The organism is Rhodopirellula baltica SH 1, from assembly GCF_000196115.1.
Lineage (GTDB): Bacteria > Planctomycetota > Planctomycetia > Pirellulales > Pirellulaceae > Rhodopirellula > Rhodopirellula baltica.
On record NC_005027.1, the window covers coordinates 3,913,872 to 3,936,542 of the forward strand.

Genomic DNA, 22,671 nt, shown 5'->3' on the forward strand with positions numbered 1-22,671 from the left:
CCCCCTTATTCCCTCCCGTTTTTGATTCATATTCTGCAAGGCTTCGGTCAACCATGACCCAACGACGAAATCTTCGCCGACGCGGCAGTTCTTCGACGCAACCTCGCCGTTTGCACCACCAAACACTCGAGCGACGCGAATTGCTCGCGGCGGAAATTGTCAGCGGGCCTCGTTTGGTCAGCGTGGCCGCGAACACGGGTTCGCAGTTCGATCTGAACGACAACAACGTTCTGTCGGTGGCTCCCTCCGAATTGACGTTCCGCTTTGACGGCGGATCGCAAGTCGATGGCAGCACGCTGGACGGAATCCGATTTGTTGCTGCGGGCGGGGATGGAACGTTCGACAGTGAAGACTTCAACAACCCGATCCAACCTGGGTTCTTGGGCTTTGAAGGCGATCAAAGTGGTGGCCGAGTCGTGGTGGCTCGATTCGCCGAAACATTGGCCGATGACCGCTACCGAATCGTGATCTCTGGTTACGACGACACGACCTCGGGAGTGGTCGCACTACGTGATGCGTCGGGACAAGCAGTCACGCCAGCTCAACCGGACGATCCTCAGCGTCCCGCGGTGAACATCGATTTCGAAATCGAAGTTGGCCCGAAGGTGGTCGCAGTTGTTCCACAACCAATCACGCTCAATGGCACCACGCGAGTTCAAGCTCGTGATCAAGTGCACGTGTACTTCAATGACGATCCATTGTCCAACCTCAATGCGGGTGTGGTTCGATCAACCGATGCGGTGTTGTTGCCAGTCGTCAACCCCGACTTCTACAAACTGATCTTCACGAACGACACGGTCGAGAACACGGACGATCCGGTCTATGCTCCCACGTTGGTCGAATACGATCCTGCTCTCAATCGTGCAACGCTGACATTTGATTCTGATCTTTCAGAATTGCCCGACGTCATGGTTGGAACCACGACGTTGTTGGGACCGCAATCCAACAGCGGCAGCGGCACATTCCGTTTGCGCATCGGACGTGGTGATGACCTTCCAATGGCACCTTCCAACGTCACCGCAATGGAGCTGCCTGATACGTTCACCAATGCGCAAGCACTGGGAACCAATTTCGGTGGCGGTTCGCAAAGTGTTTTGGTCGATGGTGGACTGATCCGCTCAACCAACGATGTGATTCCGAATTGGCCGGGTGCGTTTGATGCGGCGGGCCTTCGAGAATACCGCCGAGAATCACAGCTGACTCAGCAAATCGATACCACCACCGGTATCAACATCTATCCCTACAACTTTGCTGAACTCTACGGCACAGGTACCCAGGGGCAGAAACTTTCCAACGCGATTACCGAAGCGCAAAAGCAACGTGTTCGGGAAGTACTCGATCTCTATTCCAAACGAATGGGGATCCAGTTCGTCGAAACAGAAGACAGCGGGTTGCAATTCGTTACAGGTGACTTGCAAGCGGTCGTCCTGACCGCTGACACCGGTGCGGGCGAAGGCACCCCTTACAGCCTCTACCGAGTCAACGAAAAAGACCCATCGCGTGGCATCTTGGTCATGGATGCTGGTGAACCATGGTTTGATGGCTATGGTTTGTCACCCGACAACCGTCCAAGCTGGTTTGTCGAAGCCCTCCGCGGCGTCGGCAATGTCATTGGAATCGGCGATTTGTTCGAGCAACCCGATGGCGTTGCCGCGGGTGGATCGAGCCCGGATGAACCCAACTCGGAATTCTTCAGCGAATTTGCCGGCAACTCGTTTCCAAACCTGCCGACCGAACCTGAATTTTTGAGCCAGAGCGACATTACGCTCGGACAGGCTTTGCATCGTCCTGAAAGCGACGATGTCGACTTCTACTCATTCAGTGTTGCAGAAACCGGTCGCATCACCGCCGAAACATTTGCGCAGCGACTCGAAGACAGCAGCCTGCTGGACACACTCGTCCAACTCTATCGCGTCGTTCCCGCGTCGGGATCCAACCCGGTTTCGTATGAGTTGGTCGCTTCCAACGACGACTTCTTTAGCAATGATTCGTTGGTGTCGGTCGACGTCACCGCCGGCAACTACGTTCTGGGCGTTAGCAGCACCGGCAACGATTCGTACAACGGTGAAGTCGAAGGCAGCGCTCTTGGTGGTCGCACCGAAGGCACTTACCAACTCCGCGTCACTTTCAAACCGGACAGCAACAACACCATCACCGACACAGCCGGTTCGCGTCTGGACGGCGATGCCGATGGCGTCGAAGGCGGTGAGTTCAACTTCTGGTTCCGCACCGCTCGCGAAGTATCCGCGGCGGACGAACCACGAGTGTTGTACGTCCTCAAAGACGCCGACGGAGACGACTCCAACAACGGTAGCTTTGCCACCCCAGTGCGTACAATCAGCCGCGCATTTGAGATGGCAGAACCGGGCGACATCGTCCGCTTGCTCCCCAGTGCGGGTGCCGACAATTTGATTTCCACCGTCGCCGACAACCCTGCCTATGAAATCGGGCGTGGCGGAACGGGCGATCGAGCTTTGGCAGACGGCGACGTCTTTGAAGTACCCAAGGGCGTCACCGTCATGGTCGATGCGGGTGCGATTCTGAAACTGCGCACCGCTAAAATCAGCGTTGGTAGTGAATCTGTCGACGAAGACCGATCGTTGGCCGCCCTTCAAGTTTTGGGAACTCCAGTTCTCGTCGACTCCAACGGCGTGGCAACTGGCGGTGGTCAAGTCTTCTTCACCAGTTTCGATGACCCAACAATCGGAATTGACAACAACCCATTGCCCACCGTTCCATCGACCGGACACTGGGCCGGCGTTGAGTTCCGCAACGATTTCGACTTTGCCGAAGGCCGTCCTGTCTGGGAAACCGAAGGGATCTTCCTGGACTATGTCTCGCACGCCAACATGCAATACGGTGGCGGCAAGATCGACACCAACGCGCCAGTCGTGACGCCACTGCAGATGCACGAAAGTCGGCCGACGTTGATCTACAACACGATCATGAACAGCGCCGATGCAGCTATCAGCGCTGACCCGGATAGTTTCCGCGAAACCAACTTCCATTCGCCTCGCTATCAGTCGGTCGCCTCGTTCACCAGCGACTACGGACGAGTTGGTCCTGAGATTGCCGGCAACACACTGATCAACAACACGATCAACGCCTTGTTCGTTCGCGTTGACACTCCCGCCGCCGGCCAACTGCAACCAATGACGGTCAGCGGTCGCTTCGATGATCACGACATCGTTCACGCTATCAGTGAAGTGTTGACCATCGAGGGCAACCCTGGCGGACCTTTGCTGCTGGAAGAACGTCCTAACGTTTTGAGTGTCACCGTTCAAAATTCAACCGCCGGTGGTTCGCTGGCCAATGGGTTGTACGACTATGTGATGACATACGTTACCGAAGACGGAAACGAGTCTTTGGCGAGCCTTGCAACTCGGTCCGTGTCATCGACGACCGGGGCAATCCGGTTGAGCAATTTGCCTTCGGCTCCCGGCGAATTTGCTGGTCGAAATCTCTATCGCCGTGACCTGAGCGCTCCCGTTGGTGTCATCCGCTATGAACTAGTGACCCAATTGGATCGTCGCGCAACATTCTATCTGGATGATGGAACAACCCGCGGCGGAATCCTGACCAGCGAGCAAAGCCCTGACTTAGGCGCAGTCACGACCTCTACCGTCCCCAACCTGGTCGGAATCAGCCAACTGGCCGAGAATCAGGCTTACGACTATCGCATGACGTTTGTCGATCCGTACGGCGGCGAATCACGTGCCAGTGCCGCGAGCTCCATGCAAGTCGTCGCTCGCAACGACGGAATTCGTCTCGACAACCTGCCCGCCACCGCCGAAGGTTTCATTGGACGAAACCTTTATCGCTCCACGCCGAGCACGGGCGAATATGTTCTCGTCGCTCGTTTGATGTTGGACGAAACAACCTTCTTCGACCGTGGGTTCACAACGTTCGAACCCAGCACATTGCTCGGTGAAAAACTTGGCAACGACGTCAACGGTGGAACCAAGCTGCTGCCTCGCTATGATGCGCGTTTGACGATCGATCCGGGCATCATCGTGAAGTCGGAATTGGCTCGTATCGAAGCCACGTTCGGTGCAGATTTCTATGCCGAAGGTGACGATGGAAACAAAGTCATCTTCACATCGCGTTCGGACGACACGTACGGTGCCGGCGGAACATTTGACAGCAACAACAATGGTGCCAGCACAGGTACACCCGGCGATTGGGGTGGTCTGGTCTTCCGACAAGACACGACGGCCAGCCTGGATTTTGCCGAAGTCCGTTTCGGTGGCGGTACCAGCCCCGTGGAAGGTGGCTTCACCGAATTCAACGCCTTGGAAATTCTTCAAGCCGATGTCCGTGTCGCCAACTCGACCTTCACACGCAATGCGGATGGTTTCTCCAGCAATAGCACACGAGAAGGCCGCGGATTCAATGACGAGTCGGTCATCTTTGTCCGAGGCAGCCAACCTGTCATCTTGAACAACGTGATTGCGGACAACGAGGGTGCCGCCATCAGCATCAACCCAGACGCGTTGAACTTCGATGACGTTTTGGACACCGGTCGGGCCACCGGTCCGAGCAGCATCATCGCAACGGAACTGGACAACCAAGGCCCGTTGATTGCGGGCAACTTGTTGGACCTCAACACGCTCAACGGATTGCGTGTTCGTAGCGAAATCATCACCACAGACAGTGTCTGGGACGACACCGACATCGTCCACATCGTTGAAGGTTCGGTCGTCTCGATGACCAACCACTTCTACGGTGCGTTGCGATTGAAGAGCGACGTGGGTCAGAGCCTAGTTGTCAAATTCGGCCCGAACGGCACGTTGGTTGGTAGCGGACGTCCGCTTGACATCACCGATCGCATCGGCGGTACATTGCAAGTGCTTGGAACACCCGGTAACCCGGTTGTTTTGACCAGCCTGAACGATGTGACTGTCGGTGCCGGGTTCACTCCCGATGGACGCGCGTTGTTGCAGACCGCAGCCAACGCCAGTTCTCCCGCTGCGGGCGATTGGCAAGGCCTGCAGTTGCAAGCCTATGTCAACGATCGCAACGTCGCCTACGTGCTCGAGAACGAACGCGCCCTGGCATCCGACATCACCATCAATGCCACCCCGGATGATGCACAGGTCATCGGTGACCTCGCACAACACGAATATGCCGGCGATGAAAACGAACGTCTCGGATTCAATGTCCGGGGCACGTTGGCGACCCCTCAAGATCAAGACGTTTATCGCTTCACCGCAACCGGTGGAACCGAATTGTTCATCGACATTGATGAAACATCCTTCGGGCTCGACACGGTCGTCGAACTGATCAATGTCAATGAAGATGTTGTCGCCAGCAGCAACAACTCGTTCACTGAACTGACCGACGCTGCCGTCTCCACGACCGACCAATCCAAGCTCTACGCCAATCCCAATCTTCCAAACGGAGTTTCAGTTGACGATGTTCGACCGCTGTATCAAATGGGAACGGGGTCGGTTGAATCTCCCAACGCTTTGGATGCGGGTTTCCGAGTTGTTTTGCCGGGTGACACGCAGCGTGACAACACCTACTACGTTCGCGTTCGCACGCTGAACCAGAAGACCGATGGCCAGTATCAACTGTCATTGCGTTTGCGTGAAACTGATGAAACCGCCGGTTCAACCGTGCAGCTGGCCGACATCCGTTACGCCACCGACGCCATCGCGGTCACCGGTGCTCCATTGCACTCACCACTGGTTGGCGATGTGGGCGAAGCAGTCCGCTACATCGACCCGACGCCCGCCAATCGCAATAGTGGCGACGAGCGAACACTGGAGACCGAAAACAATCGTCTCGGATTCACCACAGGAAACGCACAGACGGTCGGCAACCTGCTGACATCAGATCGTGGATCCTTGGTGATCACCGGAGAGATCGGAAACATTGATTCGACGAACTTGGACGTGCGTATCGAAGACGTCGACGTGTACCGAGTGGACCTGTTCGCACAACAGATTTCTCCGGATGTCTTTGATAGCGAAAACCGATTTGTCACCACGACGTTTGACATCGACTATGCCGATGCACTGGGTCGCGTCAACTCATCGATCTCGGTGTACAACGCTGCCGGTCAGTTGATCCTTCATAGCCGCGACTCAAACATCGCCGATGACCAGGGCAGACCGCTCAATGGTGTCGACATGGCCAACCTGGATGGCGGTTCGGCCGGTGTCCTGGATGCATACATTGGTCCTGTCGAACTTCCCGAAGGCATTTACTACGTCGCCGTTTCGGGTGAAGTTGCCGTCCCTGAAGCCCTGGACCAATTCTTCAATCCAAACTCCGCCAACCCGCTGACGCGTTTGATGCCGATCAATTCGGTACGTCGAATTGCGGAAGATCGGTTGGAAGGCAGCAGCACGATTGCCGACGGGGACGAATTTCGGTCCATCGAAAGCCGATTCCTTGATTACACCGCTGAGGCTCCCGTCATCGAGCCGATCTTTGACGACGTTTCGATCGTCCCCTACTCCTTCGACGACATCCGCTTGTTCGTTTCCCTGGATGGAGCGATCTCAGGCAACAACAACAGCGTGCTCGTCAGCGTCAACCCATTCAACGGTCAAGTGGACCGACTGATCGGTCAATCTGGCCAGCCAACTGGCGACCTTGCAATTCGTCGCGACGGCGAATTGTTCTCCTACAGCTTGGGCCCTCAAACTGGCCCTGAAAACAATGGCAACGTTGGCAACTTCCTGAACATCAGCCCGTTCGATGGCGCAGCGAGCAACGTCGGCGACGACGGTGTCACCTACTTGCGTAACAACCAGGCTGGAACTGATCTGGAAGGCGATGACAACGGCCAACTCGACATCCACGCAATGGCATTTCAACCGGGTCCGTCGGGAACCAGCATCAATACGTCTGCCGTCAGTGACAACGAACGATTCTTCTTGGTTGGCGAACGTGATAACAACGGCCGCGCAGGTGAAATTCCTGACGAGCTGACTCGCAACATTTTGTATCAAGCCGTAGCTTCGAATGGACAAATCACTTCGCTCGGCAGCACCAATGCCAATACCCACCGCAACTTCGACGGGACAATTCCTTACCGTCCGTTCTATGGAACGACTTCGGCAGACGTTGAACATGGTGTGATTGACACTGGGTTTATCTACGACACTGGTGGCGACGGCGGTGACATCACCGGCTTGGCATACATTCCAGGTGGATTTGGCAATCAAACCTTGCTCGCCACAACTGATCTCGGCGGAATCCACTCGTTCAATCCAAACGACACGATTCCCGCGCCGTTGGATAACGTGGAATTGACGGGCTACAACCGCGTGATCCAGACCACGTATTACGGTCGTGTCGTAGCAGACCCAAGTCACACCAATGCGCCGTTCGATTTCACTACTGGCGAACGTTACCCCGTATTCCAAAGCATGTCGTTTGGACCGCAAACGGTCGAAAACGGGCGATTGCAACAAGTCATCTTTGCTGCGACTGACGACGGCTGGTTGTACGCATTGGAATTGGACGGGCAATCAATTAAACCTGCCAACGTTTTCTATAACGGACGTTCAGCGATTGAAATGCAGTTCTCCAGCGGACTTTCTGTTGGCGACGGTGCTCGCGAAGTGAACGGCATTGCCTTTAGCAACCTGCAAAACAATCCTTGGCACATCACGCCAGACCGACGAGATGATGACGGCCACGGAATGGTCTTCGATGATTCGCAGACTCGAATCAACACAACCGGTGGTGCGAGTTTGTACTACGGGTTTGAAGTCACCAGCGACGCCGCGGACAACACCATCGCCCGTGCAGACAACGACAACCTCGGACAAATCGCCCCCGGCGGCAGTCAAGGTTCGGTTGTCTCGCGGCCCTTTGACCTCAGCGAGGTTAACCCAGCCGATAAGCCAACGCTCTACTTCAGCTACTTCATCGATGTCGAAGCTGACGACGACTATCTCCCGACGCGTGACCAGAGCGACTCGTTCCGAGTCTTCGGTGCGGGTGATGATGGCGAATGGAAGCTATTGGCAACAAACAACAATTACCGCGAACTACCGTTCTCCGATGAATACGACTACTTCAACGAGACGGGCATCATCGTCCAAGAGATCTTTGACGACGGAAACGACTGGCGTCAGGCTCGCATCGACGTATCCCCACTGGCCGGCAATGAGAACGTTCAAATTCGATTTGATTTCTCGACGTCAGGATCGATGCGCACTCACTACGGCTCGATCAGTGTTTCCGGCACGGCGGGCAAGAACCTTGTTGATGGGGAAGTCATCTCCTTCATCGATCAGGATGCTTTCGTCGATCCATTTGTGGCGTTCCAAGACCCTGATCTCTTCAATATCTACACCTCGCTGAACAGCTTGCAGTACAGCTATCTGTACGAAACGGTCTTAGGACGAGATGTCGTCTTCCCAGCAGGTGACGACCTAGAAATTGGCGATCAACTGACAATCAATGGCCCAAATGGCCCGACGCTGATCACGTTCGTTACCGCCCCTTCAGCGACACCAAAACCACTAAATGAGGTCGTTTTTGATGTTGGCATGACGGCCGACGATGTGGCTCGTGCGGTGGTCGCCTCCGTCGACAAATCTCTAGCTCCGTACTTTGAAAGCAACGGCCGAGTCAGTTTCCGTGCGGCAAGTTCGGTCGTGGTAGACGCGAATATCGCTGCCGGGCAATCCAACCCGACCGACATTGACACCACCTCAACCCGTGTTGTTGTTCCAACTGAAGCGACCTTCGAAGTTGGCGAACAAATCTTGGTCACCGGTCCTGATAATGTTGTCACGACTTTGGTCTACACCGACGTCGACAACTCAATCGCACCAGCCGCGTTCTTCCCGGGCGAAATCTATGTCGATCCGTCAGACACGAAACAAACCATTGCGGCGAAAATCGTCGAGCAACTGCCGACCAATACCCAAGCTTACGTCGATGCATTGGGCGACATTGTGTTCCTCGACCCAAACACTGACGTACAGTTCATCGCGGCACCCACGCTTATCACCTTCGTTGAGGAAGCTGCCAACGAAGCACGAATTGAAGTTCAAATCCCCAATGGAGCGTTGATCGCAGACGGTGAGCAAATCACGTTCGTCGACAATGATGGAGCGAGCTATACCATTCGTTTCGCAGACAGTGCTTTGCCCGACCTAGTCGGCGATCAGATCATCCCCTACTCGGATGACAATGCTGGAACCGCTGGTTCGACCCTCGCACGTCGAATCCTAGAAGATCTGCCCACGAACTTCAGTGCTGTCGTCAACGGCAATACACTGTCCGTCTCGGCAACCAGTGTCACGCCGAGCAGTGGCACCACATCGATCACGGTCGCATCAGTCACAGAGACAGATGACATCTGGGACTTCAACTTGCCTTCGGGCGACCAGTTGCACCATGGCGAACAAATTACGATCTTCGGAAGTTTCCCCACCACAACCATCACGTTTGTGAGGGAAGGCTTGAGTGTTGCCAACCCGGGCGAAGTGCAGATCTACTTCAACCGAACATCAACACAAGACGAACTGAGCTCCAACATTGTTTTGGCGCTCAATGAAATCTCCAACAACTTCCAGGCATACGTTGATCAGAACGGTGATGGATTCCGCTTAGCGGGCAATGTCGCGTTTGCGTTCCTTGATTCGGCCACCACAGCGACGACGCTCGCGGAATCCGCGGTCGAAACATATGCGATTCCGATCACCCTGCCCAAGGGCAGCGAGATCACTCCTGGTGAATCCTTCACGGTGTTCCGAAAGGACGATCCATTCTCGCTGAATTCAGAAACCTACACGTTTGTCACAACGCCACCAGCAAACCAGTTTGAAATTTTCTACGATGTCAACGACACCGCCGACGCTCTTGCTCGTCGGGTGGTTGCCAGCATCGATAGCGAATTACAGGGTGTCATCGTTAATGAACGTGAAGTGCACCTGCTGAATGCAAAGTCAGTCGAACTTTCCGATTCAGACTCTTTGGTGGTCTCATTCGCGACGGTAGTCGACCCCGATGCAAATGCTCCCTACGACACGCGCCCAACTCCAATTCAGGTCACACTTGACCAAACTGGGGACGAGGTCGCAGAGCAGATGCGGAAAGCCTTTGCTGAAGGCTTTGGACGAATGGCATCGGCCGCGAATGGCTTTGACCAAATCGCGGCATCTGATCAGTACCCAATCTACGGTGGGGACACGATCCGTCTGTACAACGCGCTAGCAACGGACATCGGCTCTTACGGCGTCTCTCAGATGGATACGTTCTTCGGCACTTCAATGCCGGGCGATGAATTTGGTACCCAGGAATCAACTCAATACGCGACCAGTCAGATCCGAACCGCTGGTGCTGCAAACAACCAAGTTGAGGGTGTCTATATAGACGACATTATCATCGGTTTGGCGGAACGAGGTGAGATGGTCGTGGATGCACCTGCCAACAACACCAATTATGTGTTCGACCCATCCGTCTTGCCCGACTCGCATCCGCAATCAGTGCAACCGGAACGTCAGAACGAAACACTGGTGGGTGCTTATTCCTTGGAAATCCGCACAGCCGATGAGTACGGCGTTCCTCAGGATTACGACCCAATCAATTTGGTACTGAATGAGCAGTTCAGTTCTGGGCGTTCGTTTGACTCCAATGACCGGTTGGTCGATGGAGCCGTGACCTTGATCGCTCCAGCTGGTTCAACGCTGATCGATGTTGGAACCAGTCTGGATTCGACTGTTACCGCGAGCGATACGTTTGTCTTGGACGACGGCACACGTCAGCTGACGTTTGAATTCGACAGCATCCTCGACACGAATGGGGTCGAAACCGGGAACGTTCGAGTCCCTTACGATCCTAGTAGCACCGATCCAGCCGCGGTTGCACGTGCGATTCGTGACGCGATCAACTCACCGCAAGTCCAAAACGTGTTAGCGATCACAGCCGCCAACGCGGACAGTGCGGAACGAGGCGTATCCAGCTCGACTCGCGTTGAATTGTTTGGGAATGCCATCTCGGTCAACCCAAGCGGTGGTCGTTTCATCAAGATGGATTTGGTTGCCGAAGAAACGGCAGCTGGAAACACAACCAGTCGTCGCATTGCGGTCATTGATCACGACGAAGACACGGTTGAGTACATCAACTTCCAAGATCAACTTGCTCAATCATCGGTCACGGGCTTCGTGAACGGTGACGTCGACACATTCGTCGGTGTCGGAAAAATTGGTGACGCGGTCAACACCGGTGTCAGTCCCGGAAACATCGTCGATGACTTGACGATTCTGCCATCTGATCCGTTGAGCGATATCGATTCCGTCCGCATCTATTTGTCAGCCGGGCAATCCGTTGACATCGATGTCGATTCTGCTGGCTTCACCAAGGCCGGTGATGCTTTGGAATTGCCGATTATCTCGGTGCTCAAAGCCGGCGACAACTTTGATATCAACGCGAACATCCTGGAACAATCGTCCTTCCTTCCGACCACGGCACCGGGCGAAACCATCGGCGGCGCGTTCCTGAACTTCACAGCTTCAACGAACGGCTTCTATGACGTCGTCATCAGCAACAGTGCCGTCTTTGGCGGGGCTCCGATCAGTGGCACCGATCAGCAATTCGGTGAATACCAACTGACAATCCGTCCAAACGCTGCGACCTCAGCACGCGTTCCCGATCGAGACGTTTTGATGGTGGATTATCAATTCGGAATCACCGATGTGAACCGAACCGATGACCAGGGTCAGATCATCATCAGCAGCAACTTCATCTCCAACTCGGCCAACTACGGCATCTCGGCGACGTTGGGCGACCGCGGTCAAGGAAACACGACCAACGGCCCAACCCAAGACACTCTGCCAGGCTCCGCTCGCCTGCTCCGCAACGAGAACCCGACCGGATTGATTCCCGGTGCGGTCATCATCAACAATGTCGTGTCCAACTCGGGCACCGGCGGCATTCTGTTCGGCGGCGGCACCTTCGATGATGGAGAAAGCCCCGCGCCGAACCTATTCGGCCGAATCGTCAACAACACTGTGGTCAACACGGGTGGTGGTGACGGGATCACCGTTGATGGACGTGCCAATCCAACGCTGTTAAACAACGTTATTTCCGGATTCAACGTCGGCATCCAAGTCGACACGACAACGTCAGGAAACACCATCGTTGGTGGCAATGCGTTCCACGAAAATGGAACCAACTCGACACTGGCGATCGCCAGCTCGTCGATCATCATTCCAAACGGAACACCGTTGTTCGAAGACCCATCGCGGTCGCTGTACATTCCGGTTGAGAACAGTCCTGTCATCGACAGCTCATTTGCCTCGCTGCCTGATCGCAACAGTTTCTTCAACACTGTTAAGAATCCGGTTGGCATCTCCGCTTCACCGATTATCGCACCCGCGTTTGACGCTTATGGTCAACCGCGAGTGGATGGCCAATCAAGTGGGTCCGGTGGTGCTGGATCCAACGTCTTCATCGACCGCGGTGCATTGGACCGGGCGGACGATCGTCGTCCCGTTGCACTGCTGATCAATCCGTTTGATGCCGATGGTGTCGAAGCGGCTGCTCAAAACGTCACGATGGGCGATACTGACCCCGGTTCATCCTTCGTTCGATTGACCAACCCTCAACAAACTGTTGAGTTCTTTGAAATTCAATTGGTCGACCCTTCGGGTACCGGTCCTGACCCGGACACGATTACCGTTGACTCGGTATTGCTGACTGAAAACGGGCGTCGATTGCTGCCCGATCGAGATTTCACGTTCGGTTACAGCGCCAACAGCCGCACGATCCGATTGACTCCTCTCGCCGGTTTGTGGCGTCAGGACGCGGTCTATGAAATCACCATGAACAATCAACCGCGAATTGCGTTTGATACTGTCAGTGGTGACCAGATTTCGGACGGCGATCAAGTCACCGTAGTGGATGCAGCCGGACGACCGACCGTCTTCGAATTCGAAAGCGGCATCTCCGTCACTGTCCCACAAACATCCACGCTTCGCATCTTGGATGTGACCAGTGGTTTCCGTGACCGCGATGTGTTCACGATCACCGCACCGGACGGAACCAGCCAATCATTTGAGATCAATCTCACCGGATCCACGGCGGCTGGCAACGTTGCAATCAACTTGGCAGGTGTCGGCAACATCGCTGACATTCGCGATCAGATTCTTGCCGCCATCAACTCCGTCCACGCCGGATCCGGTCAAACCCACGCCCAGCGATTGGACTTGGCTCCGGTCGCCATTGGTTTTGATTCGATCCAGCTCGGAACGCTTTCCGGTCACACGGTGACCATGGGAAGCAATGGTTCAACCGTTGCCGGCATGGAACTCAATGGCACCACGAATGGTGTCGAGTCTGGCCAAAGCTTCCTCTACACCAATAACGGCACGACGGTTGAGTTCATCTTCGATGACAGCAATTCGTTCGTCGAAACCGAAACGATGCGTCAGGTGCCGATCACTCGCACCGATACTCCAGACGAGATTGCACAAGCGATCGTTGCCGCGGTTGGCGACGTGCCACTTGGCCTGGATTCGGCCCAAGCGACTGGCGACGGCAGTGTCCTGCTCGGTGGTTTGGCGACGGACGTTTTGGACATCACCAATTCCCAACTTTCGCGTTCGGGAATGCCTGGTGTTACCGACTCGCTATCATTAACAGTCCCTGCTGGACGTACCGGCGCCGACGTCGACGGCACCACGTTCACCTTGGACGTGGGCGGTGTTGCAACCACGTTCCGCTTCACAGCGGACTCCTCACTGACCAGCCCCGATCGTTTGATCTTGGTCGGTGGCGGCGACGATGCCGCTACGCTTGCTTCCAAGGCAGCCGCCGTCATCGGGGCTGTTTACCCAGACGAATTGGCCCCGGTTGTTTCGGGCAATTCGATCAAGCTGAATGAAGCTTCATCGATCGTTCCTGCCGGCGAAGTTCGCACAGTGACAACGATCAGCCTCGAAACCAGTGGATTGGTACAAAGCGGAATCAGTGGCGGTGCGGTACCGGTCGAGTTCTTGCCTTCCGCTACCTTCAGCGAAGCATCGGTTGCAGCCACGTTGCAACGAACGATCCTCAACGCCAACCTTGGACTTGAAATCTTTGCTCCAGGCGGCGGCACATTGTTGATCAATGGTGCCAACGCAGTTTCGGCTCAGTTCACTCGAAACGGCGTGGTTGATGTCACCGGACTGAACATCCCCGCTGTCTCGGACTTGTCTGGCAATGCCGTTCGCGAAACCCGAGTGAATGACGAGACCCGGTTCACGATCATCATGCCAGAAGTCCGCTTCGACTTTGGTGATGCACCGGCTAGCTACGCAACGTTGTTGGAAAGCCCACTGAACAGCTCGATCCCGGGCAACGGTGCTCGTCACGCAGTCATCAGCGATGGCACTTCGGTGCGATTGGGCAACAGCATCGATACGGAAGCGGATGGAAAACCATCCAATTCGTCGACCAATGATGTGATCGGTGACGACGTCACAATCCCGATCTCGGGCAGTACTGCCGCAGCATCGGTCTCATTGGTGTTGGACACTGACATCATCGACATCGAAATCACTTCGATGCCAACCGTTCGTGACACGATCACTTTGGTGATCGGATCACAATCGTTCACGTTTGAATTCCTGGACGCGGCGACCAATCCGTCACCAGGAAACATTCCGGTTCTCTTCAACACGGGCAACTCACTACGTGAAATCGAAATCGCATTGTTGACGGCTATCCGTCCGCAGCTCGACTTCACCGGTGGCGGAGTGGATGCACTGACTCATCCAACCAATGCCGAAGGAATTCGCGTTCGTGCGATCGATGATGAAGATGGCGTGTCGATTGTTCGCTTCGACGATGGACTGAACTTCTTCCGCGTCTTCGGTGAACCCGGTGCAGGCGGACAAGTCCTCACGTCACTGAACGCTGATCAAGTACTCGGATTCTTGAACCCATTCGATGAAGCCGGCACCGACATCGCCGTTGATGTCGTCGGCGGTGGCTTGTTGAACGGTTGGATCGACTTTGACCGCAATGGCGTGTTCGATGACGACGAGCACGTGTTGTCGAACGTTCCTGTGACCACGGGAACGAACATTGTCAACGTCACCACGCCTTTGACCGTTGGCAACCTACCGTTTGACACTTGGGCTCGCTTCCGTGTGAACGACGCCGGCAACATCGGCCCTGATGGAGTCGCGATTGGTGGCGAAGTGGAAGACTACCTCGTATCAGTCCTTCCAATTCCATTGCCAGAACCAGAACCACGTTCCTACACTGCGTTCGAAGACGCGACGCTCGACGTCGATGCATCGCAAGGTTTGATCAGTGCTGCCAACCGTGCCGGTCAATTGCTACCTGTTCGTTACTTCGTCGTTGACGAACCCACCAACGGTACCCTGGAAATCGACACCGATGCGGGCGATGACCTGAACGGCAGCTTCCGATATGTGCCGAACCCTGACTTCTACGGGATCGACACCTTCACCTATCGTTTGTCGACTCAGCAAAACCTGGGCAACATCGATTGTGAAGTCGACGCCGGCGACCCGCCTGTTTGCGGCACCGTGACTGTCAACGTTGTTCCTGAGAATGATGCACCAGGTGCAACGGACCAATCATTCGTGATGGTGGAAGCGACCGCCACAAACGGTGGCTCCCCATTGACGATCACCGCTGCAGAATTGATCGCTGGATCGACACCTGATGCAAATGCACAGTTCAACCCAGGATCCAGCACCGACATTCAAGACGAACCCAACCAGTCCGTCTTTGTGCATTCGATCACTGCTGGCGGAATCACGATCAACAAGGACAACCGTTTCGCGGTGGCAAACACACCAGAAGGTGGCACGCTGACCGCGACCTTCAATCCGACGAACGAGTGGATCACAGAGATCACTTACACGCCGGCTCCTGATTTCAACAGTGACAACGGAACCGTTGCCGGCGGATTGTCCGTCGATGCCTTCACGTTCACGTTGATCGACGACGGCATTTCCGAATTGCCTTCCGACTTGGAAGCCAACCTGAACGCGTCACTCAGCCAAGCTGAACGGGATGTTCTCGGAATCGCCAACGGTGTCCGCGATCAGTTCGATGCGATCGGACCAATTTCGGCTCCGGCCACGGCCCGAATTCGCGTCACGCCACAAAATGACGCTCCAGTTTTGGCCGCCGACTACGTGGGTCTGACCGACGCCAATGGCAATGCGAACACGGATTACACCGGATTCTTCACCGGTGCCGTTCCAACGCCGACCGAAGACACCGTTTTGGTCTTCCCAACGGCATACCTGACTCGCAACGACATGGCTGGACCAGCCGCTGCCGCTGACGAGAACTCGGGCACAAACAACAACGACGCCCCCGTCGTTGTCACCGCCGTCGCCCTGGTCGATCCAACCCAAGGTACGTTGACGTTGGATCCGAACACGAACGAAATCACGTTCTTGCCGGCTCCAAACGTGTATGGCGAAATTGAATTCACCTACACCGCAACGGACAACGGAGTCAACGAAAACACAGCAGTCACCAACGTCAACGATGACACCGATCGTGGCGACCGCAGCCCAGCCGGGATCTCGGTCACACAGTCGGCGACCATTTTTGTCGAACCGGTCAACGATGCCCCCGTGGCCTACGACCGCTTTGCAAGCACCATCGAAGACACGCCGCTAACGATCAGCGACGTGATGTTGCTCAACGGCGTGAACGTGACTCCTTCGGCCATCGTGGCCACGACCTCTGGCGTCACCATGGCTGACGCAGACCAATTGCGAGACGGTGAGACATTGATCGTCACCGCTGGCAACGGACGTCGAGTCGTCGTGGAATTCAATACCACCGGCATCGCTTCGATCGGCACTGACCGCGTGGTTCAGTTTGCTGATGACGAAACCGCCGATGTGCTGGCAACGCGTCTCGAATTGACGCTTCGCTCGCTCGGATTCGGTGGCACCGTCAACGGAGCAACCGTCAACTTCGACGCGTCCGGTCAACTCTCGTTCGTTCCCGGACAGAACGCTGCGGTGGTCGATTCCGCTGCGGGCCGAATCACGGTTCCCGAAGGTGGTTTGATTTCTGACGGCGAGATTGTGACCATCACCGACAACGCCGGAACGCCAACTCGATTTGTATTCACCAAGACCGGATCGGTTCTGGTTTCGGGTGCAATTCCAGTTTCGATCAGCGACGCCAGTACAGCTGAAGAAGCAGCCACCGCATTGGCCGACGCCATGTTGTCGGCCGGCTTTGGTGCTGTTGAAACCGCTGGCACGCAGCAAGAATTCCGCGTCCGAATGGACAGTGTCGCATCGATCAGCGTTAACCGTGCGGCGTCGGGATTGGTTCCCGATGGCTCGGATGTAATCGTTCCAGCCGGAACTGGTATCAACGGTGGAGACGCTCTCATCGTCGAGCTTCTCGATGGAACGCTGGTCGTCGCTGAGTTCCAAACTGGCACGACTTTGATCGACCCGAACGCGGTTCTCGTCCAATACTCGGCTGGCGATTCACGTGCACAAATTTCCGCTGCATTGGAAGCCGCGTTGGTCAGTCGCGGTGTGAACGCTCAGTCGGTCACACTGACCTCATGGCAGATTGACACCGTTGACATCACGTCGGTGGATCCAACCGGAACCGCGATCACGTTCAACGGAACCGACATCGTCCTGCCTGTCATCGGTGATTTGGTCAGCGGCCAAACATTCACGTTGACAGACGAAAATGGTGTCGTGCGTCGCATCGAGCTCAATACCACTGGCACGCTCTCATCGGGCAATGATGCGGTCGTCCAATACGACGCGGCGGGTTCGATCGATGATGTGGCAACCTCGCTGGCAGATGTCCTTCGCACACTAAATATCGGTGCGACAGCAAACGGCAACAGTGTCACTTTGCTGACTTCGAATGCCATCACAAGATCTTTGTCGCCAACCAGCATTTCCTTCAGTGGAACCAACATTCTGGTTCCTGCTGGCGATCGTCTGATTGATGGAGAGCGATTCGAAATCACCGACAACGTGGGAACCACACACGTTGTCGAGTTCAACCTGTCTGGACAACAAACCGCGGGTGCCGACGTCATCGTGCAGTTCACGGTTGCCGACTCGTCCGACATCGTTGCGACAACCTTGCAAGAGCAACTGCGTGCCGCGGGCATTGGTGCTTTGGCTGACTCATCCGCTTTGGGTGTTCCATCGGGCCAATCGCTGGTTTCGCTGCAACTTGTTTCCGCGATCCGCATGGGTGAACTGACCGATGCCAGCGGAATGTTCGACAACCGACTCGGTGCTTCGTTCAACGAGAATGAGCAGAGCCTGCGAATCGTTTCGTTCTCGACTCCAGGCGGAAACGCGATCGAGATCAACTCGGTCCCCGCTGGTGCAACAACCGCAACCATCGACAGCGATGCGGGCGGAACATACACGTTCACCGTTGAGACAATTCAAGTCGCTGGTCAGGACCGTCGCTACTTCAGCGGCGTGACATTCGACCCGGCAGAGAACTACAACAGTGAACAGCCATTCGCCGCTCGTGAATTGTTGCTCTACACGGTGGAAGATGATGCCTTCACACGCATCACTTCGCCTGCTCAAACGCGACAGGACATCAACGCGATTCGTCGCTCGGTGAACGCCGGCACGATCACAATCACGGTCGACGCGGTCAATGACCCGCCAGTCTTCACTAACGACTTGAACACAGTCGATGTGCTGGAACGCGACGACATGAGCACGACCACCGTGCCAGACTTCTTGACCGAAATCTTCTCGGCTACCTCGACGGCTTCGGACGAGTTGCTCTCGCAGATTGTGACCGGATTTGAAGTACGCGTGGTCGCTGACCCCAATGGCATTTTGGCCAGCCTCCCGCTCGTGAACTACGTCGGTGGCGACACGGAAGCTTCACTCACCGTTGCACCGAACCCCGACAAAGTCGGCCAAGCAACGTTCGAGCTGTACCCAATCGAAAGCGGAATTGCTCCTTCGCAAATTCCTGCGACCACGTTCACCGTCAACGTTCGTCCGGTCAACGATGCACCACGCATTCGTCCTGGACTGACCGGCGACGCTGTACCAAACGATCCAGACGAAGCCTACGAGATCACCGACATCACGGATACGGACGGAGATGGCTTCGACGATCAAGCCGTGATTCGTTACACACTGCGTGAGGACAACACCCAACCGACCGGCAGCAGCGATCCTGCAAACGCCGTCACGACGGGCAATTACTTCATCCCGTTGAGCCGTGCGATTCCAGAAGCCTTGGTGCAAGTCGGTTCGTATCAACGAATCGGTCTGCTGGACATTTACACGGTTGGTGCTGATAACGAAGATCAGTCGCTGAGCGTCGGCTTCCCGACCGGTGGTCCACAACAACTCGAGTTGTTCGACTTCCCCGATCGCACCGTTTTGGGCGGAACCTTGACGCCGAAATTCGAAGGCAACCTGTTGATCGGCTTGGAGTACACACCTCCTGTGGACTTCAACAACACGATTGACCCGAACACACCGTTCGACTCCTTCGAATTCGAAGTCCGTGACGACTTCCCCGGTGACGGCGAAACCTATTCGTCCGATACGGGAACTTTAGTCCAGGACCGTCGTCGATCCACATCGATCGTTCAATTGAACCTGAACCCTGTCAACGACCGACCTCAATTCGTCGCGAACAACCTCACGTACGAAGTCGCAGAAGATGGTGCTCCACAACGGATCAACAACTTTGCCGTTGGCATCGCAGCAGGTCCGCCACTGAGTGCATTTGATGAGGTCGACTTCATCAACGGGCAAGACGTACGCTTCACCGTCAAGACGCTGTCCTTCCTGGACGATGAGTTGCAAGACTTCTTCATCCAAGGGCCGCAAATCAGTGAAAACGGTGTCTTGACCTTCCAACCTCAAGCGGATGTCTATGGCACCTTCGAATTTGAGGTGGTCTTGACTGAAATCCTGCCTGGATCAAACCAACAGGAAAACAGCACACGTGGTGACTTGCGATCGTCCTTGCCGGTCACGCTGACCATTGATGTTCAACCGGTCAACGACCGTCCATTCATCAAGCCGGAGTTCAGCACACCTGGCACGAACCCATTGAACTTCTCGTTGTCCGAAGACGGCACGTTCGACGTGTTGGTCAATGGCGACGGAACTTCCCCGGGCTTGTTGGATGTCTTCGATGTTGGTCCTGCCAACGAGTCGGCCGACAAGACACCAGGTGGCAACCAAACGCTGTCTTTGACCACGCCAATTCCAGTGACCACCGCTGAAGGCGGCACACTGCAAAGCGTGACCGAAAACGGCGTGATCACACGATTTATCTACACACCGCGAGCCAACTTTGTCGGAACGGATAGTTTCATCTACACCGTCACTGACGATGGGGTCACTGTTCCTGTTGGTAACAACGGTGCACCGATCAATGAACCTCGCATCGCATCCGGCACAGTCACGTTCGAAGTCTTCGGCGTCAACGACGCACCACAATTCAGTGGCGCGGGCGATGTGACCAGCAACGAAGATCAGAACGACGGTGGCGGCCGCGGAAGTGTTGTGATCGAGAACTGGGCTACCAACGTTCAAGCCGGACCTCCCGGAGCGAACGATGAGATCGGCGATGGCACCAACGGACAGCCGCTCCGGTTCGAGATCATCCAGACCTCGAACAATCCCGAGTTGTTTGTCACTCCACCATCGGCATCCATTGACTCCGATGGCAACGCGACGCTGACATACGTGACTGCCGAAGACCTCAACGGTTCAGCCACCTTCACTGTGCAGTTGTTCGATGAAGGACCAAACGACGCCGGCAACGGTGATATCAACGCGTCCACCATTCGGACCTTCACCATCACGGTGGATCCGGTCAACGACGCTCCGACATTCACCGCTGGGCCGACCGTTCGCGTGCAAGAAGATCGTGGTCCCTACACAACGCAGTGGGCAACGAACATCTCGCCCGGACCGATTGATGAATCCAACCAATCGGTTTCGTTCGAAGTCTCAACCATCAATGCCGCTGACGCCGCCTTGTTCACGCAAGACGGACAACCCGCAATTTCGCCGGACGGCATTCTGACCTTCACGCCAGCACTCAACGCCAATGGTGCGGTCGACCTGCGTGTCGTTGCTCGAGACAGCGAAGGATTGGCTGGAGCACCGATTACCCTGCGTGTGAACATCCAACCGGTCAATGACTTCCCCTCACCGGCACCGGATAACTTCACGACCGACGAAGACACTGTCCGAGTGATCACGGCAGCGGAACTGTTGGCAAACGACATTGATGTCGATTTGAACGATGCCAACCCCGACGAGTTGCAGATCGTAATGAACTCGCCTCAGATCTCGTTGCGAGGTGCATTGGTGACGTTCGATCCGGTGACGCAAACCATCACGTACGATCCAACGGTCTCAACTGAATTGCAGGCGTTGAAACCAGGCTCCGCACCGCTAAATGATTCGTTCAGCTATGCGGTCGCCGACCGGGCTGGTGCCAGTGCGACACCGATCCGAACCAGCAATTCGGTCTTGGTCAGTGTCAGTGTCACGGGCATCAACGATGGTCCAGTGACCGAGCCAGATGTCCCAACATTGCAGAGCCCAGGCAGCACTGTCATCCGGGTCTTGGACAACGATGTGGATGTTGACGGAGTCATCGATCCGAGCTCGTTGACGGTCACAAAGCAACCGGCGTTCGGTAGCGTTTCGATTGATCCTGTCGAAGGAACAATCACCTACACGCCGTTCACCAACTTCCCCGGCAATGACGAATTCCGTTACATCGTCGCGGATGATGAGGGAACGTTCAGCACCGAAGAAACCGTCACGATCAGTCCCAACGCGGCACCGGTCGGACGTGACAGTGTTCGCTCAGGCTTCCTGAACGAAGCGATCTTGATCGACATCAGCAACAACTTCACCGATGCGGATGGACTGGACTTCAGCTCAATCCAAATCGAACGTCAACCATTGGCGGGTGAAGTTCAAAACGTCGGCGATGGAACCTTGCGATATGTTCCAGCGGTGGGCTACACCGGTCGCGATTCGTTCGACTACTCGATTGCTGACTCCAACGGCCGTCGCAGTGGTTTGGCTACCGTATCGTTGCAGGTTGTTATCAGCCGTCTGCAGAACCCAGACCTGAACGCCGACGTCAATGATGACGGTGAAGTATCGGCCCTGGACGCATTGTTGATCATCAACCACCTCAACCGCTTCTCGTCGTTCCCTGCGGGATACACGCCGACGGTGGATGAAGATTTGGTGGTGACGCAAGGCGACAACGGTCGACCAAGTGCTTCGCAGCCGGGTCGCTATTACGACGTCAGCGGTGACCTACGCATCAGCTCGCTCGATGCCTTGCAGGTTATTAATGAACTCAACCGTCGTGACAGCAATCAAAGCGAACCACTCGGCGAACCCATCGTGGCCTCCAGCAGCATTGCGGCAACCGGAGCAAGTGTTTCGGCAGCCGTTTCGAGCTCCGATGTCAGCACAAACGGATCAGGCTCCACGGCTGCGGGTGAACCGCTGATCGAAGTCTTGTTCGAAAGTGACAAGGTCATTGGCCAAAGTTCGGCGAACCTTGGCGACGACGTTCTCGACAGCATTGCCTCGGCTAATACCAGCGGTGAAGAAGGCTCCTCGAGCAGCGATGACCGCAGCAAATCGCTTCAATCGGCCGTCGACGCGGCCATGGCAAAACTGCTGTAGT

General features: G+C 55.6%; 1 protein-coding gene. It reads left to right on the plus strand.

Features of this window, described 5'->3' with window-relative positions; all coding sequences use genetic code 11:
• Positions 1-53: 53 nt before the first annotated feature.
• Positions 54-22,670 carry a tandem-95 repeat protein gene (locus RB_RS14975; protein WP_011121350.1) on the plus strand — a complete coding sequence of 7,539 codons (22,617 nt, stop codon included), beginning with the start codon at positions 54-56 and terminating at the stop codon, positions 22,668-22,670.
• Position 22,671: the final 1 nt, after the last annotated feature.

Bases quoted from the DNA above. Each gene is read 5' to 3' on its own strand.
- RB_RS14975 (WP_011121350.1), top strand. From the start codon at position 54: ATGACCCAACGACGAAATCTTCGCCGACGCGGCAGTTCTTCGACGCAA.